Annotated in this window: 23 protein-coding genes; 14 read left to right on the top strand and 9 right to left on the bottom strand. The window is 69.0% G+C overall.

Annotated elements, in window-relative coordinates; translation table 11 throughout:
- The first annotated feature begins 36 nt into the window (after nucleotides 1-36).
- From AB8M46_RS03235 to AB8M46_RS03220, 4 genes are read left to right on the top strand one after another with little or no spacing between them, the layout of a single operon-like run.
- A complete protein-coding gene (locus AB8M46_RS03235) occupies nucleotides 37-2,538 on the top strand; it encodes a nitrate- and nitrite sensing domain-containing protein (protein WP_394359506.1) in 2,502 nt (833 codons plus the stop codon).
- Nucleotides 2,539-2,949 carry a roadblock/LC7 domain-containing protein gene (locus AB8M46_RS03230; RefSeq protein ID WP_037341577.1) on the top strand — a complete coding sequence of 137 codons (411 nt, stop codon included), beginning with the start codon at nucleotides 2,539-2,541 and terminating at the stop codon, nucleotides 2,947-2,949.
- Nucleotides 2,946-3,317, top strand: a complete 372-nt coding sequence (locus tag AB8M46_RS03225; protein WP_016336739.1) for a DUF742 domain-containing protein — start codon at nucleotides 2,946-2,948, stop codon at nucleotides 3,315-3,317. Before AB8M46_RS03230 ends, AB8M46_RS03225 begins: the two co-directional genes overlap by 4 nt.
- Nucleotides 3,298-3,903: an ATP/GTP-binding protein gene (locus tag AB8M46_RS03220; RefSeq protein ID WP_026466899.1), complete on the top strand. Its 606-nt coding sequence runs from the start codon at nucleotides 3,298-3,300 to the stop codon at nucleotides 3,901-3,903. The genes AB8M46_RS03225 and AB8M46_RS03220 overlap by 20 nt, the downstream gene beginning before the upstream one ends.
- Nucleotides 3,904-3,982: 79 nt before the next feature.
- Here AB8M46_RS03220 and AB8M46_RS03215 read toward each other — a convergent pair whose 3' ends face one another.
- The gene (locus tag AB8M46_RS03215) at nucleotides 3,983-4,408 is read right to left on the bottom strand and encodes a DoxX family protein (RefSeq protein ID WP_378428381.1); all 426 of its coding nucleotides are present in this window, start codon (nucleotides 4,406-4,408) and stop codon (nucleotides 3,983-3,985) included.
- Nucleotides 4,409-4,604: 196 nt separating this feature from the next.
- Entirely contained in the window at nucleotides 4,605-5,045 is a 441-nt protein-coding gene (locus AB8M46_RS03210) for a DoxX family protein (RefSeq protein WP_038509043.1), read from the bottom strand.
- 141 nt (nucleotides 5,046-5,186) lie between these two features.
- Here AB8M46_RS03210 and AB8M46_RS03205 point away from each other — a divergent pair, with 141 nt between their 5' ends.
- A complete protein-coding gene (locus AB8M46_RS03205) occupies nucleotides 5,187-5,654 on the top strand; it encodes an NUDIX domain-containing protein (RefSeq protein ID WP_394359505.1) in 468 nt (155 codons plus the stop codon).
- 115 nt (nucleotides 5,655-5,769) lie between these two features.
- Here the strand turns inward: AB8M46_RS03205 and AB8M46_RS03200 are convergent, their stop codons facing one another.
- A complete protein-coding gene (locus AB8M46_RS03200) occupies nucleotides 5,770-6,414 on the bottom strand; it encodes an HAD-IA family hydrolase (RefSeq protein WP_125734496.1) in 645 nt (214 codons plus the stop codon).
- A gap of 148 nt (nucleotides 6,415-6,562) precedes the next feature.
- Here AB8M46_RS03200 and AB8M46_RS03195 point away from each other — a divergent pair, with 148 nt between their 5' ends.
- Genes AB8M46_RS03195 through AB8M46_RS03185 form a run of 3 tightly spaced genes read left to right on the top strand, consistent with a single transcriptional unit; the run spans nucleotide 6,563 to nucleotide 10,434 of the window.
- Nucleotides 6,563-8,149, top strand: a complete 1,587-nt coding sequence (locus tag AB8M46_RS03195; RefSeq protein WP_378428385.1) for a discoidin domain-containing protein — start codon at nucleotides 6,563-6,565, stop codon at nucleotides 8,147-8,149.
- A gap of 60 nt (nucleotides 8,150-8,209) precedes the next feature.
- Nucleotides 8,210-9,454, top strand: a complete 1,245-nt coding sequence (locus AB8M46_RS03190) for an MFS transporter (RefSeq protein ID WP_037341585.1) — start codon at nucleotides 8,210-8,212, stop codon at nucleotides 9,452-9,454.
- On the top strand, nucleotides 9,451-10,434 hold the full coding sequence (locus AB8M46_RS03185) for a hypothetical protein (RefSeq protein WP_394359504.1): 984 nt from the start codon (nucleotides 9,451-9,453) through the stop codon (nucleotides 10,432-10,434). Before AB8M46_RS03190 ends, AB8M46_RS03185 begins: the two co-directional genes overlap by 4 nt.
- A 262-nt stretch (nucleotides 10,435-10,696) precedes the next feature.
- Here AB8M46_RS03185 and AB8M46_RS03180 read toward each other — a convergent pair whose 3' ends face one another.
- The 4 genes from AB8M46_RS03180 to AB8M46_RS03165 form a co-directional block, all read right to left on the bottom strand.
- Nucleotides 10,697-11,233 (bottom strand): O-acetyl-ADP-ribose deacetylase, encoded by a 537-nt coding sequence (locus AB8M46_RS03180; protein ID WP_037341587.1) that lies wholly within the window; start codon nucleotides 11,231-11,233, stop codon nucleotides 10,697-10,699.
- Between the two features lie 13 nt (nucleotides 11,234-11,246).
- A complete protein-coding gene (locus AB8M46_RS03175) occupies nucleotides 11,247-12,044 on the bottom strand; it encodes an alpha/beta fold hydrolase (RefSeq protein WP_394359503.1) in 798 nt (265 codons plus the stop codon).
- Between the two features lie 23 nt (nucleotides 12,045-12,067).
- Entirely contained in the window at nucleotides 12,068-12,712 is a 645-nt protein-coding gene (locus AB8M46_RS03170; protein WP_394359502.1) for a DUF998 domain-containing protein, read from the bottom strand.
- A gap of 123 nt (nucleotides 12,713-12,835) precedes the next feature.
- The gene (locus AB8M46_RS03165; protein WP_378428961.1) at nucleotides 12,836-13,969 is read right to left on the bottom strand and encodes a metallophosphoesterase; all 1,134 of its coding nucleotides are present in this window, start codon (nucleotides 13,967-13,969) and stop codon (nucleotides 12,836-12,838) included.
- Nucleotides 13,970-14,107: 138 nt separating this feature from the next.
- Here AB8M46_RS03165 and AB8M46_RS03160 point away from each other — a divergent pair, with 138 nt between their 5' ends.
- Nucleotides 14,108-14,962, top strand: a complete 855-nt coding sequence (locus AB8M46_RS03160; RefSeq protein WP_394359501.1) for a hypothetical protein — start codon at nucleotides 14,108-14,110, stop codon at nucleotides 14,960-14,962.
- A 51-nt stretch (nucleotides 14,963-15,013) separates the two neighbouring features.
- Here the strand turns inward: AB8M46_RS03160 and AB8M46_RS03155 are convergent, their stop codons facing one another.
- Nucleotides 15,014-17,275: an ATP-binding cassette domain-containing protein gene (locus AB8M46_RS03155; protein WP_394359500.1), complete on the bottom strand. Its 2,262-nt coding sequence runs from the start codon at nucleotides 17,273-17,275 to the stop codon at nucleotides 15,014-15,016.
- Between the two features lie 78 nt (nucleotides 17,276-17,353).
- Between AB8M46_RS03155 and AB8M46_RS03150 the strand changes: the two genes are divergently transcribed.
- The 5 genes from AB8M46_RS03150 (at nucleotide 17,354) to AB8M46_RS03130 (ending at nucleotide 21,380) form a co-directional block, all read left to right on the top strand.
- Nucleotides 17,354-18,136 carry a TetR/AcrR family transcriptional regulator gene (locus tag AB8M46_RS03150; RefSeq protein ID WP_394359499.1) on the top strand — a complete coding sequence of 261 codons (783 nt, stop codon included), beginning with the start codon at nucleotides 17,354-17,356 and terminating at the stop codon, nucleotides 18,134-18,136.
- 10 nt (nucleotides 18,137-18,146) lie between these two features.
- Nucleotides 18,147-18,578 carry a nitroreductase family deazaflavin-dependent oxidoreductase gene (locus AB8M46_RS03145; RefSeq protein WP_037341601.1) on the top strand — a complete coding sequence of 144 codons (432 nt, stop codon included), beginning with the start codon at nucleotides 18,147-18,149 and terminating at the stop codon, nucleotides 18,576-18,578.
- Between the two features lie 100 nt (nucleotides 18,579-18,678).
- Nucleotides 18,679-19,158 carry a pyridoxamine 5'-phosphate oxidase family protein gene (locus AB8M46_RS03140; RefSeq protein ID WP_037341604.1) on the top strand — a complete coding sequence of 160 codons (480 nt, stop codon included), beginning with the start codon at nucleotides 18,679-18,681 and terminating at the stop codon, nucleotides 19,156-19,158.
- A gap of 30 nt (nucleotides 19,159-19,188) precedes the next feature.
- On the top strand, nucleotides 19,189-20,736 hold the full coding sequence (locus tag AB8M46_RS03135) for a GAF domain-containing protein (protein WP_125734505.1): 1,548 nt from the start codon (nucleotides 19,189-19,191) through the stop codon (nucleotides 20,734-20,736).
- A complete protein-coding gene (locus tag AB8M46_RS03130; RefSeq protein WP_037341610.1) occupies nucleotides 20,733-21,380 on the top strand; it encodes a response regulator transcription factor in 648 nt (215 codons plus the stop codon). The genes AB8M46_RS03135 and AB8M46_RS03130 overlap by 4 nt, the downstream gene beginning before the upstream one ends.
- Here AB8M46_RS03130 and AB8M46_RS03125 read toward each other — a convergent pair.
- The gene (locus tag AB8M46_RS03125; protein ID WP_394359498.1) at nucleotides 21,377-22,009 is read right to left on the bottom strand and encodes a sigma-70 family RNA polymerase sigma factor; all 633 of its coding nucleotides are present in this window, start codon (nucleotides 22,007-22,009) and stop codon (nucleotides 21,377-21,379) included. The genes AB8M46_RS03130 and AB8M46_RS03125 overlap by 4 nt on opposite strands.
- Nucleotides 22,010-22,028 lie beyond the last annotated feature (19 nt).

Genomic DNA, 22,028 nt, shown 5'->3' with positions numbered 1-22,028 from the left:
CGACACCAATAACTGCCGGAAGGAAAACGGACCACGGTGAAGCAGATTTCCCTTGGACGAGGCCGCGGCTCTTCGATTCGTTCGCGCGTTCTGACGATCGCGCTCATTCCGAGCATCGCGCTGATGCTGGTCGGTCTGGCGATCGGCGGGTACCTGATCTTCGACGCGGTCAATGGCCGTGACTACGCGCAGCGGATCCGTGACTCGGAAGCCCCTTCTCTCCCCTTCTTCGTCCAAGTACAGGAAGAGCGGCGCCTGGCGCTGCGCGAGCTCGCCGGCGACCGGTCGCAGCACGCCACGCTCACCGAGCAGCGCGCCAAGACCGACGCCGCCGCCCAGGGTGTCGCCGCGCATCTGCAGAAGTTCATCGGGGACTCGCCCGACAGCGTGCAGCGCAACATCGCCACGCTGAACGGGCTCCTCCAGAAGATGCCGCAGATCCGGCAGTCGGCCGATTCCGGCCAGCTTCCGCTGCTGGACGCCTTCACCTTCTACAACCAGATCCTCGACCAGTTCGTCGACGGTCTGACCGGGCTGGCCCAGGACGCGCCGAACGCCGAGAACGCGTATCAGCGGATCACGGCGGTCCCGCTGTTCACCGCGATCGACCAGATGCAGCGCGCGAACGCCCTCGCCGCCGCGGCCGTCGCGGGCGGCGGCTTCACCGACGAGACCTACCGCGCGTACGTCACGGAGGTCGGTTCCTACCGCTCGCAGCTGGAGTCGTCGGTCTCGCGGATGCTCCCGGACGTCAAGGCGAAGTTCGACCAGCTCGTCGCGAGTGATCCGTGGAAGGCCGTCAACACGGTCGAGAACACCTTCCTGCAGAACAGCAAGGCCACGCTCCCCATCCCCGAGCAGACGTGGCTGCAGGCCGCGCGCGGTGTCAGCGACGCGATGATGCGCGGCTTCGTCGAGCAGAGTGGTACGGCCACGACGCAGGCGGTCGACGACGCCGACCGGACGCTGATCACGTCGGCCATCGCCGCGGCCATCGCGCTGCTGGTGGCGATCGGCGTGTTCGTCATCGCCCTGCGGCTGTCGAACCGGCTCATCGGACGGCTGGCCCGGCTGCGCGAGGACACCCTCGACGTCGCCGAGATCCGGCTGCCGGAACTGGTGGACCGGGTGCGCGCGGGCGAACCCGTCGACCTCGACGACAAGGGTCACTTCCTCGACCACGGCGACGACGAGATCGGCCAGGTCGCCGAGGCCTTCAACAAGGCGCAGCAGACCGCCATCGCGGCCGCCGTCGAAGAGGCGAGGACCCGTGAAGGCACCAAGACGGTGTTCCTCAACATCGCGCACCGCAGCCAGGTCATCGTGCACCGCCAGCTCAAGGTGCTCGACCAGGCCGAGCGCAAGCAGGAGGACCCGGAGCAGCTGGACACGCTCTTCCAGCTGGACCACCTCTCCACCCGCGCCCGCCGCAACGCCGAGAACCTGATCATCCTCGGTGGCGGCCAGCCCGGCCGTCAGTGGCGCAAGCCGGTGACGCTCGCCGAGCTGACCCGCGGCGCCTCGGCCGAGACCGAGGACTTCGCCAGGGTGAAGACGGCGAAGATGCCCGCGATGGCGGTGCAGGGCCCGGTCGTCGGCGACCTCGTGCACCTGCTCGCGGAGCTGATCGACAACGCGACCTCGTTCTCGCCGCCGCAGTCGCGCGTCGAGCTGCGGGGCAACGTGGTCGGCAAGGGTGTCGTGATCGAGGTCGAGGACCAGGGCCTGGGTATCGAGCCCGAGCAGGCCGCCGAGCTGAACGCGATGTTGGCCGATCCGCCGGACTTCGGCATCATGGCGTTGTCAGCCGAGCCACGGCTGGGCCTGTTCGTGGTCGCGCGCCTCGCCGCACGGCACGGGATCTCCGTGCACCTGCGCGAATCCGCGTACGGCGGCACCAGGGCCATCGTGCTCGTCCGCACCGACCTGCTCGCGCCGGTCCCGTCTGATGAGCCGGAGGACGAGGTGGACCCCGAGAGCACCGAGGTGCCGGAGGCCGCGCCGCTGCTTCCGGGCCGTCGTGCCCGCCACCGCACCGAGTTCCCCGCGGAGCGGCCAGAGCTGCCCGTGCCGATGCCGGTCGCGCCGCAGCCCCAGGCTCAGCCGGGGCCGGAGCAGTCCGGAGGCGTTTTGCCGCCGCTGCCCCCGCGCCCGCCGCGCGTGCCCCGGCCGGAGACGCCGCGGCCCGAGCCGATCCGCCCGGAACCCGCGCGTGCCGAGGCCCGGCCGCAGCCGGTGCAGCCGCCGGCGTGGCCGCCCGCCGACACCCGGCCCCAGGACGGCCGTCCGCCGCAGACCCGGCGGCCCGGCCCCGAGGCGCCCGGCAGGCCACCGCTGCCGCAGCGCCGTCGTCAGGCGAACCTGGTCCCCCAGCTGATGGAGGACCGGCCAGCCGCCCAGCGCGAGGACGTCCGCGAGGACACCCCCGAGCTGGCCAGGAACCGGCTCGCCGCGTTCCAGCAGGGCACGCGCCGCGCCCGGGACACCGAACCCACCGACGACTACACCGACCTCGACATGTACGGAGATCGTGACTAGATGGCCAACGCGGGAGTCAGTGAACTCGACTGGTTGCTGGATGACCTGGTCAAGCGTGTCAGCGGGGCCGACAGGGCGGTAGTCCTGTCCTCCGACGGCCTGCTCATCGGACGGTCCGGGAACCTGTCGGAGCAGGACGGCGAGCACCTGTCCGCGGTCGCGTCGGCGTTCCAGAGCCTCGCTCGGGGCACGGGACGGCACTTCGGCGGCGGCAACGTCCGTCAGACCATGGTCGAGATGGACCACGCCTTCCTGTTCGTCACCGCGGCCGGCCGCGGCGCGTGCCTCGCGCTGCTGGCCAAGGAGGACGCGGACATGGGCCTCGTGGCCTACGAGATGAACCTGATGGTCAAGCGGGTCGGCGCGGTGCTCACCTCGGCGCCCCGCGCCGCGACTCCCACTTCGCCATGAGCGGGCGGCACGAGTCGTGGTTCGAGGAGGAGGCCGGGCCGCTGGTCCGGTCGTACGCCGTCACGGGCGGGCGCACCCGCTCGGACACGCTCGGCCTCGACCTGATCACCCTGGTGGTCGCCATGCGCTCCTCGCACGAGGTCGCGGGCTTCGAGCCGGAGTACGGGCGGATCCTCAACCTGTGCCAGAGACCGACGTCCGTCGCGGAGGTCGCCGCGCGTATCGATCTGCCGTTGCCGGTGGTGAAGGTGCTGCTGAGCGACCTCATCGAACAGAACCTCGTGCTGTTCCGCACCGCGACCCCGGTCACCGACACCCCCAACAAACACGTACTCCAGGCGGTTCTTGATGGCATCCGGAAACTCTGAGCCCCGGCGATCCTTGACCGCGAACGCGGTCAAGGTCCTCATCGCCGGCGGGTTCGGGGTCGGTAAGACCACGATGGTCGGTTCGGTCAGCGAGGTTCCCCCGCTGCGCACCGAGGAGGTCATCACCGCGGCGTCCGAGGGCGTCGACGACCTCACCGGTGTCGAGAAGAAGACGACCACCACGGTGGCGCTGGACTTCGGCCGCATCACCATCAACCCCGAGCTGATCCTGTACCTGTTCGGCACGCCCGGTCAGGACCGGTTCTGGTTCATGTGGGACGAGCTGGCCGAAGGCGCGCTCGGCGCCGTCGTGCTCGCCGACACCCGGCGGCTCGACAGCTGCTTCGCGGCCGTCGACTTCTTCGAGCGCCGCGGGCTGCCGTTCGTCGTCGCCGTCAACTGCTTCGACAACGCGTACCGCTACGGCACCGAGGAGGTCCGGCAGGCGCTCGACGTCGGCATGGACGTCCCGCTGCTGCTGTGCGACGCGCGGGAACGCGAATCGACGAAGCAAGTGCTGACCGTGCTGATGGAGCACGTGCTGGCGCTTTCGGACCTGGCCGCCGGGTTGCCGCAGGGCCGCTGACGCCCCTCCGGAGTGCTAGGAACGGTCCTTTCCTTGCAAATTTCGCAAGGAAAGGACCGTTCCTGGCATCGGCGGGTGTTCAGGACTTGCGGCGGCGGCGCAAGGTGTCGAGCGCGTAGGTGCCCGGCCCCACCACCGCGAACAGCAGGAAGATCCAGGAGTACAGCGCGGCCGTTTCGCCCTTGTTCTGCAACGGAAGCAGCGCGTCGGGCTGGTGGACGACGAAGTACGCGTACGCCATCGTGCCCGAGAGCAGGATCGCGACCGGGCGGGTGAACAGACCCGCCAGGACGAGCAGCGAACCGACCGTTTCGATCACCCCGGCGTACCAGCCCGGCCAGGTGCCGACCGGTACGGCGGCCTTGTCGAACAGGCCCATCTTCTGCAGACCGTGGCAGAGGAAGAGGAACGAGACCACGACGCGGACCACGGAGAGGGCCAGTCCCTGCCACTTCGGAGCGATCGGGCCAACCTCGGTGGTCGTGGCGGCGGCTGTCTGGGTCATGACGCATCCTTCCGGCTCAAGGTGGTCTAAACCATTGATGCGATTGAGGATGCCGGATACCCCCGTCGGTAGGGAACTTTCTTTCGGGGGGTAATTCCATGTTATGCCCTCATTTATTGACAGCGAATCGACAGGTACGCGATAAAAAGGCCCCTTTCCTGGAATCAATCCAGGAAAGGGGCCTCGCGATTCCCGTTCAGCGGCGGCGGCGCAGGGTGTCGAGGGCGTAGGTGCCCGGGCCGATCGCGGCGATCAGCAGGAAGATCCAGCAGTAGAGGGTCGACAGCTCGCCCATGTTCTGCAGCGGCAGCAGCCCTTCCGGCGCGTGCACGGTGAAGTAGGCGTAGGCCATGACGCCGGAGAGGAGCACCGCGACCGGCCGGGTGAACAGACCCACCAGCACCAGCGCGGCGCCGACGACCTCGATCACGCTGCCGTACCAGCCGGGCCAGGAACCGAGCTCGACCGAGCCGCCCGCGCCGTCGACGCCACCGAAGAAGCCGAATCCCTGCAAACCGTGGCAGAGGAAGAGGAACGAGACGACGATCCGGACGGCCGACTGGATCGCGCCCTGGGCCTTGGCGGCGCGCGAGGTGGTGGCGGTGGTGGTCTCGGCGGGGGTGATTGTCTGCGTCATGGTTCCGGTCCTTCCGGGAGTGTCTGTCGGGCGGCTTCTGACAACGCGTCGGACGGGATCGACGCGAATCGACATCCACGACGAAACTTTTTTCGCGGGCCGGTCACATCACCCGGTCGGAGCAAGGCCAGACTGGACGGCATGGCGGGTAAGACGAGTGCCGGGATCCTGCTCTTCCGCAGGTCGGGCGAGGTGACCGAGGTACTTCTCGGGCATATGGGCGGGCCGTTCTGGGCGAAGAAGGACGCGGGCGGCTGGTCGGTGCCCAAGGGCGAGTACGAGCCGGACGAGACGCCGGAGGCCGCCGCGCGGCGCGAGTTCCAGGAGGAGCTGGGGCTGCCGGCGCCGGAGGGGGAGTACCTCCCGCTCGGCGAGGTGAAGCAGTCCGGCGGCAAGGTCGTGACCGTCTGGGCGGTGGAGGGCGACCTCGACCCGGCTCAGGTCGTGCCGGGTGTCTTCGAGATGGAGTGGCCGCCGCGGTCGGGCCGGACGCAGGAGTTCCCGGAGGTCGACAGGGTCGCCTGGTTCGGGCTGGCCGACGCCGAGGAGAAGCTGCTCAAGGGGCAGCGCCCGTTCCTCGTCCGGCTGGGCGAGCTGCTCGACGGTTGAGCAGTCCGGCGCCGGTGACGCTTGGGCTGGGTGGGTCGTGAGTGGCGTTTCGGGTTAGAACCCGAAACGCCACTCACGACCACCTGTACCGACGACGGGCAGGGGCCTTCGTCCCTCAACGGCTGAGTAGCTCGCCCAGCGGTTTGTCGGCCAGCGAGCCCAGCACGAGGTCGGCGTGGTCGAAGTTCAGCACCGCGGTGATCGCGTTCGGCACGGCGACGCATTCGAGTCCGGCGGCCTTCGCCGCGGTGACGCCGTGCGGTGAGTCCTCGAACGCGATCGCCTCGGAAGCGGGCAGGTCCAGTGCGGCGAGGGCGGCCAGGTAGAGGTCCGGGCTCGGCTTCGCCTGGTGGAGGTCGCCGGTGAGCACGGCCTCGAACGCGTCCGCGAGGCCGAGCCGGTTCAGGTGGGTGGTGACCCAGTCGCCGGTTGAGCTGGACGCGATGGCCAGCCGCAGGCCCTGCTCCTTCGCGTCCGCGAGGTACTCCTCGACGCCGGGGCGCGGCCCCACGGTTTCCAGCAGTTCGGTGACCCTGGCGCGGACGCCGGTGCGGACCGCGACCCGGTCGAGGTTCTCGTCGTTCTTCTCCAGCAGTTCGAACATCGCGACGGCGGTGTTCTGCGTGCCGATCACGGTGTGCCAGACGTCGAGGGGGAGTTCGTCGCCGCGGGCGCGGAAGGTCTCCTGCCAGGCCACGAGGACGGCCGCCTCGGTGTCGACCAGCGTCCCGTCGAAGTCGAAGATCAATGCGCCGGTCATGGGACGAGTCTACGTCTTGACTCACTGAGTGGTACGGATTACCGTACGCATTCGTTAGGAAACTTACCAAACGAACAAGTGTACTCGAAGTGAACGCCGCGCACCCGTCCCTCTCAACCCGCCGCCAAGGATTCCCGGGGAGATCGATGTGAAGGCCCGAACCCGACTACTGCCACTAGGCGCGGCCGCCATCCTGTTGCCGACGCTGCTCAGCGGCAACGCGCAAGCCGCTGATGTCCTTTTGTCCCAAGGAAAACCTGTCCTCGTCTCCTCGGTGGAGTCGTCGTCCTACGGCGGCCCGCTCGCGGTCGACGGCAAGACGAGCACCCGCTGGGCGAGCGCCGAAGGCGTGGACCCGCAGTTCATCCGCATCGACCTCGGCGGCCCCTCGGCCATCAACCGGGTCAAGCTGAACTGGGAGGCCGCGTACGCCAGCGCGTATCGCCTGGAAGTCTCCAACGACGGCTCGGCGTGGACCACGATCAAGTCCGTCACCGGCGGCAACGGCGGGACCGACGATCTCACCGGGCTGTCCGGCCGCGGCCGGTATCTGCGCCTCGTCGGCACCAAACGCGCCACCAGTTACGGCTACTCCCTTTGGGAGATGCAGGTTTACGGAACGTCGGACTCGTCCGGCGACACGCAGGCGCCCACCGCGCCGACGAACCTCAAGGCCGGTTCGGTCACCGCGTCCACTGTGGACTTGACGTGGACCGGTTCGACGGACAACGTCGGCGTCAGCGGCTACGAGGTGCTGCGGAACGGTCAGGTCGTCGGCACAACTGAAAGCGCTTCCTACACCGACAGCGGGCTGAGCGCGTCGACCGCGTACACCTACACGGTCCGTGCGAAGGACGCCGCCGGCAACACCTCGGCGGCCAGCAACCAGGTGCAGGCGACCACGCAGGCGGGCGGCTCGTCGTTCGTGCTCGCCGCTTCCGGTGACATCGCCGAACAGTGCACCGCGTCCTCGTCCTCGTGCATCCACCCGAAGACCGCCGCGCTGGTCGGCCAGATGAACCCGGCCGCGGTGATCACCATGGGCGACAACCAGTACGACGACGCCCACATCGAGGATTTCACGAGCTACTTCGACAAGACCTGGGGCAAGTACAAGAGCATCATGCACCCGGTCCCCGGCAACCACGAGACCTACGACCACACCCCGCTGGGCGCCTACAAGCAGTACTTCGGCAAGATCGCGACGCCGAACGGGAAGACCTACTACAGCTGGGAAATGGGCAACTGGCACTTCGTCGCCATCGACAGCACGGAGTTCTCGCCCGGTCTGGCCGCGAACGCGATCAGCGACGAGCAGCTGAACTGGATCAAGCAGGACCTGAAGAGCAACACCAAGCCCTGCGTCGCCGCGTACTACCACCACCCGCGCTACACGTCGGGTGACCACGGCGACAACGACAAGATGGCGACGCTCTGGGAGACCATGGTCCAGAACAAGGTCGACCTGGTCCTCAACGGGCACGACCACCACTACGAGCGCTTCTACCCGCAGAACGCCGACGGCGACAAGGACGCGGCCGGTCCGGTGCAGATCATCGGCGGTGGCGGCGGGGCGACTCTCTACCCGGTCAAGACCGAACACCCGGCCACCGCGAAGGCGATCTCGACCTACGGCGTGCTCAAGCTGAACATGTCGGACAACGCCTTCTCGACCCAGCTGATCGGTCTCGACGGCAAGACGATCGACTCCTCTCCCACCTACACCTGCCACTGATTCCCGTGAGGAGGTGCCGCGTCGCGGCGCGGCACCTCCTTCCGGCGCTGGAGGTCTCCCATGTACATCGCCACCAGTAGGGGATCGGACGCCGCGGCGGATGTCCCGAAGAGCGGCGTCAAACGGGCCGTCACCGGGAACGTCGTCGCGCTCGGCCTGGTCAGCCTCGTCACCGACATCTCGTCGGAGATGGTGACCGCGGTCCTCCCGCTCTACCTCGTCCTCGGTCTCGGCCTGAGCCCGCTGCAGTTCGGTGTGCTCGACGGCCTCTATTCCGGTGTCACCGCCGTCGTCCGGCTCGTCGGCGGCCATCTCGCGGACCGCTGGCAGAAGCTCAAGGCGGTCGCCTGCTTCGGTTACGGGCTCTCGGCGCTGGGCAAGATCGGCCTGATGCTGGCGGGTTCGTCCACCGTCGCGATCGGCGCCGTGCTCGCGGCCGACCGCACCGGCAAAGGTGTCCGGACCGCCCCGCGCGACGCGCTGATCACCTTGAGCAGCGATCCCGAACACCTCGGCCGCGCGTTCGGCGTGCACCGCGCGATGGACACCTTCGGCGCGTTCCTCGGCCCGCTGGTCGCGATGGCCGTGCTCTGGCTCAGCCTGGGCAGCTACGACTCGGTGTTCTTCACGAGCTTCTGCATCGCCGCGATCGGCGTGATCATCCTGGTGGTGCTGGTCAAGGACCACCAGCCGAAGCCACGAGCCGAGCGGACCAAGGTCTCCTTGCGGGAGACGGCGGGCCTGATCCGGCAGGCGTCGTTCCGGCGGATCTGTGTCTGGGCGGCGCTGCTGGGCCTGGTCACCCTCAGCGACTCGTTCCTCTACCTCGTGCTGCAGCGCCGCTGGGAACTCGGCGCGGTCTTCTTTCCCTTGCTGCCCTTGGGAACCGCGGGGGTGTACCTGTTGCTCGCCGTTCCGTTCGGCAGGCTTTCGGACCGGATCGGCCGCTGGAAGGTGTTCCTCGGCGGGCACGTCGCACTGGTCGTCGCGCTGCTGGCGCTGCTCGGCCCGGTGGACGGCGGCATCCTCGCGGTGCTGGCGCTCGTGCTGCACGGTGTCTTCTACGCGGCCACCGACGGTGTCCTGATGGCCGCCGCCGGGCCGCTGCTGCCCGAACACCAGCGCGCGAGCGGGCTGGCGCTGGTGCAGACCGGGCAGGCGACGACGCGGATGCTCGCGTCCGTCCTTTTCGGACTCGCCTGGACCACCTGGGATCTGCACGCCGCGGTCCTGGTCGCCGCGGGCGCGCTGGCCGTGGTGGTCGTGGCGGCCGCCGTCCTCCGTCCGTTGCGGACCTACGCATGAGGGCGCGGATCCTGGGAGTGGCGGCGGCGGTCGTCGTCCTGATCGCGGCGGCCGTCGGCTACGGCGTCCTCTCCCGGGACCGCGGGCCGGCCGTCAACTCGGTCGCCGTCGTGACCGGGCAGCCGGTTTCGGTGCAGGCCAAGGGACAACTGCTGTTCCGCAACACCGCCGAAGGCCCCGACTTCGGCCATCTCGCCACCGTCCCGGCCGACCGTCCCGGCGAACCCCGGAAGGTGTCCGGCCTCAGCTGCGACCGGTTCGCCGCTTCGGCGGGGACGGTGCTCTGCCTGGCCGCGCAGCCGGGGGTGCTGCCGCCGATGACCGACGTCATCGTGCTGGACAAAGACCTCAAGGAGATCCGCCGGATCGAACTGCCCGGCACCCCCAGCCGCGGCCGGGTCTCGCCGGACGGGAAGCTCGCCTACTGGACGCTGTTCGTCAACGGGGATTCCTATGCGGAGACCGGGTTTTCGACCAGGGCGGGGATCTTCAACCTGACCACCGGGAAACTGACGAAGAGCATCGAGGAGATGGGGCTCCTGCTCGACGGCAAGCCGTACTACTCGTCCGACGTGAACTACTGGGGGATCACCTTCGCGCCCGACGGCAAGAAGTTCTACGCGACCGTGGGGACGAAGGGGAAGACGTACCTGGTCGAGGCGGACTACGAGAAGCTCGTCGCGAGGATGATCCGGGAGAACGTCGAATGCCCGTCGCTCTCGCCGGACGCGAAGCGGATCGCGTTCAAGAAGAAGGTCTCCGCCGATCTCGCGGCGCCGTGGCGGCTGGCCGTCCTCGATCTGGCCTCCGGCAAGGAGACCATGCTGGCCGAGACGCGGAGCGTGGACGACCAGGCGGCCTGGCTGGACGACCGGACCGTGGCGTACGGCGTGGACTCGGCGGTCTGGTCGGTGCCCGCGGACGGGAGCGGGGCGCCGCGGGAGCTGGTCGCGCAGGCCGCCTCACCTGCCGGTGTGTAGTGGGTCAAGTGGGTCGTGAGTGGCGTTTCGGGTTCTAACCCGAAACGCCACTCACGACCACCGGGTCGGGCACTTGGGGAAGGCCTTCACGCGCCGCCGTGGTGGTTGCTGGTGCAGGTGAGCTGCAGGTGTCGATCTCTGAAGGTAGTGAAGGCCTCCTTCACTACCTTCAGGGTAGGCAAGGAGGCCTTCACGGACCCGACCCGCGATCAGCCACAGCCAAAGTCCAGCAGGTACTCAAGGCCCCGGCCCGAAACGCCACTCACGACCCACCCAGGCCCATCGCGTCCGCCTGCTCCCGGAACACGTCGTAGGCGGCCGTCCCGAAGAGCACGAACCGCACCAGTTCCACCGAGCACGACCCGGCGGCGAGCGTGTTCGTCACGGTCTCGAGGGCGATTTCCGCCGCGGACTCGACGGGCCACCGGTAGATCCCGGTCGAGATCGCGGGGAACGCCACGGTGTGCGCGCCGAGGTCGGCGGCGACGTGCAGCGAGTTGCGGTGGCACGCCGCCAGCAATGCCGAACGGTCTTCGGAATCGGACCACACCGGCCCGACGGTGTGCACCACCCAGCGCGCCGGGAGGCGGCCCGCCGTGGTGGCGACCGCCTCTCCGGTCTTCAGCCCCTTGCCGTAGTGGCCCGCGCGCAGAGCCCGGCATTCGGTGAGGATCTCCGGCCCGCCGCGGCGGTGGATCGCGCCGTCCACCCCGCCGCCGCCGAGCAGTGACGAGTTCGCGGCGTTGACCACGACGTCGACCTGTTGTTCGGTGATGTCGCCTTCGACCAGTTCGATCATCGTGATCGCTCCGTCAGTCGGTGAAGTACTCGATCAGGATTGGGGCAACGGCCTTCGGCTTGAGCATATGCGTCTGGCCCTCAATCGTGCGGTGCTCGGCGCCGGGGACCGCCTTCGCCAGCGCGGCGACACCGTTGCGGACCCACGCAGGGCTCTTGCTGCCGTCCATGACCAGCGTCGGCACGGAAACGCTCGCCCAACGGCCTTCGGGCAGCGGGGTGCCGTCGTGCAGACCGTCGAACAGCGCGGCGTCGTAGCGCAGGGTCGGCGCGACCTTCTTCAGCTTCGGCCACGCGGGCATGAACTGCATCATGAAGACGACCGGCGCCGGGACGCGGACGCCTTCCCGCATGAAGGTCTTGATCGCGGCGCCAGGCTTTCCGGCGGCGATGGCCTTCTCCAGCCGCTCGTCGTAGTCGGCCGGGACCGGCGGGCGCGTGTCGTCGACGACCAGCGGGAATTCGTAGACCGCCAGTTTCGTGATCGGCAGCCCGGCCTTCGCGGCTTCGAGGGCGAGCGCGGCGCCGGACGAGATCCCGTAGACGTGGGCCGTCCCGCCCGCTTCCTTGATCAGTGCCGCGATGTCCTCGACTTCGCGGGCGACGGAAAACGGCGCGGTGTCGCCGCTCTCGCCGCGGCCGCGGCGGTCGTAGGTGTAGACGGTGAAGTGCGCGGCCAGTTCGGCGGCCAGCGGCTTGGCCGGGCCGAACTCGCGATGGCACATCGCGCCGTCGACCAGGATGACGGCGGGGCCGGAGCCGGTGCGGGTGTAGGCGATGGTGGTGCCGTCTTGCGAGGTCACGGTGCTCATGGCGGGAATTCTCCTGTAGTCGTTCAGCGGGTGGTGCGGAGGATGACGGCGGTGACCCAGCCCCAGGCCAGCATCACGGCGGCCCAGAAGGCGAGCATCACGACGGCGTTCGCGTTGCCGGAGCTCATCGTGGCGAAGGCGGCGAAGAACGCGATGCCGGTGGCGCGGGAGTAGACGGCCCAGCCGCGGTGGCCCTCACGGGAGAAGCGGCTCGCGAACACGAAGGTCGCGACGATCAGCGAGAGGAAACCGATCGAGCCGGCGGCCATGTGCAGGATGCCCGCGGTGCTGATGGTGGCGGGACCGGAACCGGCCGGGAAGCCGTTGCCCGGGTCGGCCTTGAAGACCGCGGCGAAGAGCAGGCTCACACCGAAGACGCCCAGCAGCCGTGGCCCCCACGTGCTGCCTCTGCCCGGTTCGAGCGTCCGGCTCAGGCCGACCGCCCCCGCGATCATCAGGACCCCGGTGACCAGGAAGTTCGTCACCTGGATCCAGCCGGCGTCGCCGTTGCTCAGCATGCTCGCCGGGTGCTTCGTCAGGTCGAAGCCGTCGCGCACGGCGGCCTGGGTGAGCGAGGTCAGGAAGTACAGCGGACCCGAGACGGCGCCGCAGGCGAGCAGGGCGCGGGCGGGAAGCGCGACGTGGGTCCGGGTGGCGGTGATGGTCATCGGGGTCTGCCTTTCGGGGCGGGGTGCGTTGGCACAACTCTCGCCCCGAAAGCCTCAGTTGTCAAGACAAAAAAATTTGTCGGTAGTGCCGATGGGACGCCGAGAGGTGTCGCAACGGGGTGGCTACTTGCCGTTTCGCAAGGTCAGGAGGGTGATCTCGCTCGGCGCGAAGACGCGCAGCGGCGGTCCCCAGAAGCCGGTGCCGCGGCTAGTGTAGAGCTGCGTGCGCTCGCCGTGGCGCGAAAGACCGGCCAGTACGGGCTGGTCGAGCCGGACCAGAAGGTGGAACGGCCAGATCTGGCCGCCGTGGGTGTGCCCGGAGATCTGGAGGTCGATACCGGCTTCCGCGGCCTGCTTGACCTGCTTCGGCTGGTGGGCGAGCAGGACGACCGGGGTGCTCGCGGCGACGCCGTCGAGCGCGGCGGGGAGGTCGGGGCCGTGGCCGGGCAGGCCGGAGGCGGCGCCGGTCGGGTCGTCGATCCCGGCGAAGACCAGTGTGTCGCCGCCCTGGTGGACGGGCAGATGCCGGTTGTGCAGCGGCTCCCAGCCGAGGTCGCGCATATGGTCGAGCCAGGCCTGCGCCTCGCCGAAGTACTCGTGGTTGCCGGTGATGTAGAACTTGCCGAGTTTCGCCCGCACCTTTCCGAGCGGCGCGACCTGCTCCCGCCGCTGGGCGACGGAACCGTCCGCGAGGTCACCCGCGTGGGCGACGACGTCGGCGTCGAGTTCGTTCACCACTTCGACGACCTTCTCCGACCACTTCGTCCGGTTCAGCGGGCCGAAATGGGTGTCGGTGATGATCGCGAAGCGGAGGCCGTCGAGCCCCGCGCCGAGGCGGGGGAGCACGACGTCGAGTTCCTTGAGCCTCGGTACGCGCCGGGCCTCGACCATCCCGTACGCCGCCAGCGCCGCGAAGACCACCAGCACGACGCCGGACACGATGCCCGCCGCACCGTCCACTCCGGACACGACGAGGATCAGCCGCAGCACGTTCCCGAGTACGGACAACGAGAACAGCAACCAGATCAGCCCGAGGGAGAGGTCGCCGATCTTCGCGGCGAGGTCGCGCTGCCAAGGGCCGTGGCCGAGGACCATGCACGCGGGCACGGCGACGGCCGCGACCGCGAACACGATCGTTCCGAGGACTTCGAGCGCGGCCGGGAGTTCGGGGGAGCCGATGATCGTCCACCACGGCACACCGAACAGGAGGGCGAGGACGGCGATCAACGCGGCGACGCGGACAAGGATGCGGGGCATGATGACGGCCAGACTAACAGCCCATTGGTCTCTACCGCCGTTTTCGCTGAGGGGCGTCTCAGGTACGTAGACGGACGTACGCGCGGTGTCGCTTCACGGCCGACGCTTTCCGCGTCGCCGCGGAAGACACTCGACGGCATGACTCGGACGATCGAACGCGTCGCCTATACGACCGGGGCGCTCCTGTTCCTCAGCGGTCTCGTGCACGCGGTCGTGCTGATCGCGTCCGGCGGTTCGTGGACCGGGCCGCTGTCGATGCGGAAGGCGGTCACGTTCGGCCTGTCCTTCGGGCTGACGTTGGTCACCGTCGCCTGGGCGACGTCGTACGTCGCGGTGCGGCCACGCGTGCGGAACACGCTGCTCGGCGTGTTCACGGGGGCGAGTGTCGTGGAGACGGTGCTGGTGAGCATGCAGGCCTGGCGCGGGGTCCCGTCGCACTTCAACTTCGAGACCGGCTTCGACAATGCCGTGTCGACGACGCTCGCGGCGGGCGGCGGCGTCATCATCCTGACGGCGGTGACCTTCACGGCCGCGGCGATGCGCGGAGAGGGCGAGACGACCGCGAGCATGCGGCTCGCGGTGCGGTTCGGGCTCGTCGCGCTGCTGGTGGCGCTGGGCGCGGGCGCGGCGATGATCGCGAGCGGCGTCGTCGAGGCGCGGGGCGGGAATCCGCAGCTCGCGTACACCACCGCCGGCGCGCTGAAGCCGCTGCACGCGGTGGCGATGCACGCGATCCTCATCGTGCCGGGGCTCGCCTGGCTGCTGCGGTTCGCGGACTGGACGGAACGGCGGCGCGTGCGGCTGGTGTGGGCGGCGATCGGTGCCTACTCGGTGCTGACCGCGGTGGTGGGACTGGAGTCGGTGACCGGGGTTTCGCCGCTGGCGGCTTCGCCGGTGGAGATGGTGACTTCGGGACTGGCTTTGGTGGTGCTGGGGCTTATCGGTGCAGCCGCTTTCCGTGAAGCGGTTCGGCGTTGGTCCCGGCTGCAATGAAAGGTCCTTTCCTTGCAAAATTTGCAAGGAAAGGACCTTTCATTGCACGCGCTATCGGCCCACGTAGGTGCGAAGGTGCCGCGCCGTGAGCGTGTCACCCGAAGCGACCAGATCGGCCGGAGTCCCGGTGAACACCACCTGGCCCCCGTCCGAACCTGCGCCCGGCCCGAGGTCGACGATCCAGTCCGCGTGCGCCATCACGGCCTGGTGGTGCTCGATGACCACCACCGTGTTCCCGTCGTCGACGAGCCGGTCGAGCAGCCCCAGCAACTGGTCGACGTCGGCGAGGTGCAGGCCGGTGGTCGGCTCGTCGAGGACGTAGGTCGCCGACTTCTCCGCCATCCGGATGGCGAGTTTGATCCGCTGCCGCTCCCCGCCGGACAGCGTCGTGAGCGGCTGCCCGAGCCCGAGGTAGCCGAGGCCGACGTCGGAAAGCCGGTCCAGGATCGTCCGCGCCTGCCCCGACGGGAAGAACTCGCGCGCCTCGGCGACGGGCATGGCGAGCACCTCGCTGATGTCCTTGCCCCGCAGTTTGTAGGTCAGGACTTCGGCGGTGAACCGCTTGCCCTCGCATTCCTCGCAGACCGTCGCCACCCCGGCCATCATCGCCAGGTCGGTGTAGATCAGCCCGATGCCCTTGCATTTCGGGCACGCGCCTTCGGAGTTCGCGCTGAACAGGGCCGCCTTGACGCCGTTGGCCTTGGCGAAGGCGGTGCGGATCGGGTCGAGCAGTCCGGTGTAGGTCGCCGGGTTGCTGCGCCGCGAGCCGCGGATGGCCGACTGGTCGAGCACCACCACGTCGTCCCTTGTGGACAGTGAACCGTGGATGAGCGAGCTCTTGCCCGAACCGGCGACCCCGGTGACCACGGTCAGCACGCCCAGCGGGATGTCGACGTCGACACCGCGCAGGTTGTGCCGGGTGGCGTTGCGGATCTCGATCTGCCCGCGAGCCGCGCGGACGTCCGTGCGCAGCCGGGCACGGTGGTCGAGGTGCCGTCCGGTCAGCGTGCCGGACGCCCGCAGGCCGGCGACGTCGCCGGTGTAGCAGATCTGCCCGCCGTTCGGGCCCGCGCCGGGGCCGAGGTCGACGACGTGGTCGGCGATCTCGATGGTCTCCGGTTTGTGCTCGACGACGAGCACCGTGTTCCCCTTGTCCTTCAACAGGAGCAGGAGACCGTTCATCCGCTGGATGTCGTGCGGGTGCAGCCCGACGGTCGGCTCGTCGAACACGTAGGTGACGTCGGTGAGGCTGGAACCCAGGTGCCGCACCATCTTCACGCGCTGCGCCTCACCGCCCGAAAGCGTCCCGGATTCGCGATCGAGGCTCAGGTAGCCGAGGCCGATCTCGACGAGCGAGTCGAGGGTGCCGCGCAGGGTCTGCATCAGCGGGCCCACCGACGGATCGTCGATCTTGCGGAGGAAATCGGCGAGATCGTTGATCTGCATCGACGAGCAGTCGGCGATGTTCAGCCCCTCGATCTTCGAGGACAGCGCCGCTTGGTTGAGCCGCGCGCCGTCGCACGCCGGGCATCGCCGGAACGTGATCGCCCTGTCCACGAAGGCCCGGATGTGCGGTTGCGTCGCTTCCTTGTCCTTCGACAGGAACAGCCGCTGCACCTTCACCAGCAGGCCCTCGTAGGTGGTGTTCAACCCGCCGAGCTTCATCTTGGTGGCGGGTTTGTGCATGAAGTCTTCCCACTGCTGCGGGGTGTAGTCCTTCAGCTTGACCGCCGGATCCACGAAACCGGACTCCGCCAGTCCCTTCCAGTACCAGCTGCCGGGCGCGAAGTTCGGGACGGTGATCGCCCCTTCGTCGAGCGAAAGCTCTTTGTCGACGAGCTGGTCGATGTCGATGCTGGAGACCTTCCCCAGCCCCTCGCAGTCGGGGCACATCCCCTCGGGGAGGTTGAAGCTGAACGCTCCCGACGTCCCGATATGCGGCTGTCCCAGCCTGCTGAAGACGATCCGCAGCATCGTGTGCGCGTCGGTCGCGGTGCCGACCGTGGAGCGGGAGTTGGCCCCCATCCGCTCCTGGTCGACGACGATCGCGGCGCTCAGGTTCCGCAGCGCGTCCACGTCCGGCCGTCCGACCGGGGCCATGAAGGACTGGATGAACGCGGTGTAGGTCTCGTTGATCAGCCGCTGCGACTCGGCGGCGATGGTGCCGAACACCAAGGACGACTTCCCCGACCCCGAGACACCGGTGAAGACGGTGAGGCGGCGTTTGGGGATGTCGACCGAGACGTCGGCGAGGTTGTTCTCTCTGGCTCCGCGCACCTGGATCATGTCGTGGCTGTCGGCGGCCGAAGGCATGGCTCTCCCCTGGTTGGAACTCTTTAGCCTGTAAAGTGAGGGTAGCAGAGGTTAGTTTATGCTGTAAGGAGTTGGCAAGTGGTCGTCTACGCGGCGCAGGGGGACCCTCGGCGGTCGATGGCACTGCTGTGGCGGACCGAGCCGCCGGACGCCGAGCGGCCCGGGCCCAAACCGGGGCTTTCGGTGGAGCTGATCGTCGACACCGCCATCGCCATCGCGGACGCGGAAGGCATGGCGGGCCTCTCGATGCGCGCGGTCGGGGACAGGCTCGGCCGGACGGCCATGGCGCTCTACACCTATGTCCCGAGCAAGAGCGAACTGGTCGATCTCATGTACGACAAGGCGCTCGCCGAGGTCTCGGTCGCTTACGACGGAGACGGCTGGCGTGCGGACGCCGCGCGCTGGGCCGAGGGTCTCTGGGACTTCTACCTGCGGCACCCCTGGGTCCTGCAGGTCTCGCAGGCGCGGCCGGTGCTCGGGCCGAACGAGTACGTCGTGCTGGAGGCGCTGGTGAAGATCCTGCGCCGGACCGGGTTGCGCCCGGCGGCGCTGCGACGGCTGGTCAGCGCGCTGTACTCGTGCGTGCGCGAGCCCGCCAGGACGGCTTCGGAGGCCAGGCTCGCCGAAAAGGTGACAGGGCAGTCCGACGACGATTGGTGGCATGCGAGGTCCGCGCATCTGAAGGAGGTCTCGCCGGACTTCGCCGAGCGATTCCCGACGCTGACCTGGATGGAGGCCGAGCAGGCGTTCCGCATGGAGGACGAAACGGTGTCCTACCTGGAGCAGGAGGCGAGGGAGGCCTTCGAGTTCTCGCTGTCCGTCCTGCTGGACGGAATCGAAGTCGCGACCAAAGCGGAGTAGCCTTCTCCGCATGCCCTCCGATTTCGCCTTGAAGACCATGAACGCCGTCCACCGCGTCATCCAGAAGGTCAGCGGCGGCCGCGCCGGCTGGCAGGTCGCCGGGATGACCGTGCTGGAACTGACCACCATCGGCCGCAAATCCGGCCAGCCGCGCACCGTCCTGCTGACCTCGCCGCTGCGCGAGGGCGACGCGTACGTCATCGTCGCCTCCCGCGGTGGCGACGACCAGCACCCGGCGTGGTTCCTCAACCTCCGCGACAACCCCGACGTCCAGGTCACGCTGAAGGGTGAGGCCCCGAAGCCGATGGTCGCGAGCGTCGCCGACGCCGATCTGCGCGCCCGCCTGTGGCCGAAGATCACCGCGGACTTCAAGAACTACGCGCAGTACCAGACCAAGACCGACCGGGAGATCCCCGTCGTCCTGCTCTCGCCCAAGGCGTAGCCCGGCATCCCCCGCACGGGCCGGGTCCATCGGCCCTACCGGCGAGTCGGTAAGCCGGGGACCGTGGACCTCGACGCAGAGGAACTACGAGAACGCGGGGATGCCGATGTCCGACTCCTTGGGTCTCGAAACGCTCGATCGCGAGCAGTGCCTGGCGCTGCTCGCGCGGGCCGGGCTCGGCCGGGTGGTGTTCACCTCCCGGGCCATGCCCGCCATCCAGCCGGCGCGGTTCGCGCTGCACCACGGCGCGATCGTGGTGCGGACGCCGTCACAGAGCGCGCTGTTCGCCGGGATACTCGACAGTGTGGTGGCGTTCGCCGTCGACGAGTTCGCCAAGGACCTGGGGACGGGCTGGTTCGTCACCGTCGTCGGCCGCGCCTCCGAGGTGCGCGACCCCCTGGTGATCGCCGAACTCGAGACCTTGCCGCTGGGCTGCTGGACCGGCCGGACGGACTCCCGGTATCTCCGGATCCCCATCGAGTCGGTAACCGGTCGAAGGATCCTCGGCGCTTGCAGTAACGAAGCACTGTCCGTGATCGACGCACCAGATGAGCGATCCGGGCGCGTTTGTCATTCCTGACCCCACTGCCCGGGGAGTTACTCCGGGACGGTGACGGCGGTGCGGCGGGTGAGTGCGGCGAGTGACGCCAAGGCGCCGAGGATTCTGGACGCGGTGGCGGGGATCGCCCACGATCTCAGCCTGTCCGACGTCCTGCGGCGGATGGTCGAATCCGCCTGCGAGCTGACGGGGGCGCCGTTCGGCGCGCTCAGCGTGCTCGATTCGGACGAGTTCATCCGCTTCGGGGAGGCCTGGGAGCGGCCGCCGTCCGACGACGACGCCCGCGTGGTGCCCATCCGGATGCGCGGCCGCATCTTCGGGATGCTGTACCTGGCCCGCAAACCGGACGGTGAGGAGTTCACCGAATCCGAGGACGACCTGCTCGTCGCGCTCACCGCGGCGGCCGGTGTGGTGATCGAGAACGCCGCGCTGTTCGACCAGGTGCAGCGGCGCGAGCGCTGGCTCGAAGCCTCGTACCACGTCACCGGCGCGCTCCTGACCGACCAGGATCTGACCGCGACCCTCCGCCTGATCGCCGAACGCGCCCGCGTCGTCGCGGGCGGGACCGCGGGCGCGGTGGCCCGGCCACGCGGCGACGGGCAACTGGTCTTCGAGATCGTCGAGCCGCCTGGTCCGGACTCGGACAAGCTCGCCGGTATCGCCGTGCCGACCGAGGGCACCGCGACCGGGATGGCGTTCACCACCGGAAAACCCGTCGTGGTCCGGGATTACGGCGAGAAGGTGGTCGAGTACCAGGGCGATCGCGGCGCCGTGATGCCCGCGGCGATCAAGGATCTCGACTCCACGGTCGCCGTCCCGCTGATCGTCGGCGAGGAGAAGCTCGGTGTCCTGCTGGTCGCGAAGTTCCGCGACCGGACCCCGTTCTCCGCCTACGACGTCCAGCTGGCCGAGACCTTCGCCGCGCACGCCGCGCTCGCGGTCGAGTTCGCCCGCGCGCAACAGGACAGGCAGCGGCTCGCCGTCTTCGAAGACCGCGACCGGATCGCCCGCGATCTGCACGACCTGGTGATCCAGCGGCTGTTCGCGATCGGGCTCGGGCTGGAGGGGCTCAGCAGGCTCGCGAGCGAACCCGCCGTCGCCGACCGGGTGACCGGCTTCGCGCACGAGATCGACCGCACCATCCGCGAGATCCGCAACAGCATCTTCTCCCTGCAGGAACCGGCCGAGGCGCAGGGCAGCCTCCGGTCGGAGCTGCTGCGGGTCGCGCTGGACGCGGGGTGCGCGTCGGAGCCCCGGGTCGGGTTCGACGGGCCGCTCGATTCCACCGTGCCGGACACGGTCCGCTCGGACCTCATCGCGACGCTGCGCGAAGCACTGTCCAATGTGGTCAGACATGCCGCGGCGACGACGGTCTCGGTCGACGTCGCGGTCGATCGCGACGGGCGGTGGCTCAAACTCTCGGTGGTGGACGACGGCGTCGGCATGCCCGCCGAACCCGGCCATCGCAGCGGGGTGGTGAACCTCGCCGAACGCGCGGCCCGGTGGAACGGGACGTTCCGCGTCGAGGCGCGGCCCGAAGGCGGCACGAGGCTCGACTGGTCGGTGGAACTGCCGGCCCGACAGGGGAGTGTGGGATGACGATTTCGGTGTTCCTGCTGGACGATCACGAACTCGTGCGCACCGGGCTCAAAACCGTTTTCGAGGCCGAGGACGATTTCACCGTGGTCGGCGAAGCGTCCACCGCCGCCGAGGCGTACGTGCGGATCCCCGCGGTCAAACCGCAGGTCGCGGTGCTCGACGTCCGGCTGCCGGACGGTGAGGGAGTGAGTGTCTGCCGGGAGATCCGGGCGTCCATCGACCCACCGCCCGCCTGCTTGATGCTGACGTCCTATTCGGACGACGACGCGTTGTTCGGCGCGATCATGGCGGGCGCGGCGGGTTACATGCTCAAGCAGGTCTCCGGGGGCGCGCTGGTCAAGGCCGTCCGCACGGTCGCCGCGGGCGGATCGCTCCTGGACAGCACGCTGACGGCGTCGGTGATGAACCGGCTGCGCGGCGAGACCGATGTCCCGGACCCGCGGTACGAACAGCTGAGCCCGCAGGAGCGGCGGGTGCTCGACCACATCGCCGACGGGCTGACCAACCGCCAGATCGCGGAAAAGCTGTACCTGGCGGAGAAGACGGTCAAGAACTACGTGTCGTCCCTGCTGCACAAGCTCGGCTTCGAACGGCGCACCGCCGCCGCCGTCTACGCGACCCAGCGCCGTAAGTCCTCTTCCTAGAAGAAGGTGAATCCACCGGCGAAATCGGGATCCTCGCGCAGCACACGGCGCAGTTCGTTGAGGGCGCGGTGCTGGGTGACGCGGACCGCGCCCGCGCTCGCCATGCCCAGCGCGCCCGCGGTCTCCTCGGCGCTGTATCCGTGGATCACGCGCAGCACCAGCACGTCGCGCTGCTTCGCCGAAAGAACCTCGAACAGCCGGGACAGCCGGCGGCCGCGATCCGCCCTCTCGACCTCTTCGAACGTCGGGTTCCACGGTCCGTCCTGTTCGGGCTCCGGATCGGGCACCGGCGCGGACGGGTCGCGCGCGAGGTTGCGGCGGATGTCGGCGACCTTGTGCGAGGCGATCCCGAAGACGTACGGCAGGAAGCTGTTGTCCTGGTAGCTGTAGCGCGGCAACGCGACGAGGACGGCCATCAGGACCTCCTGCGCGCAGTCCTCGGCGCCGGCGACGCCGCGTGTCGTCGCGCCCAGCCTCCCCGCGCAGTACCGGAACACGATCGGCCGCAGCAGGGCCAGCAGGCTCTCGACGGCCCGCCGGTCACCGCTGATCGCCGCACGGATCAGCTCGCCGTCCGGTTCCCCCGGCCGGGGTACGTAGGTGGGGCGCACTGCTTCGGACACCGTCATCACGCCGGATCGCCCGTTC

Source organism: Amycolatopsis sp. SB7-3, from assembly GCF_041021335.1.
In the GTDB taxonomy this organism is placed as follows: Bacteria; Actinomycetota; Actinomycetes; order Mycobacteriales; family Pseudonocardiaceae; genus Amycolatopsis; species Amycolatopsis japonica.
Note: the sequence above shows the minus strand (reverse complement) of the source record. Positions and strands in the feature narration are given on the sequence as shown.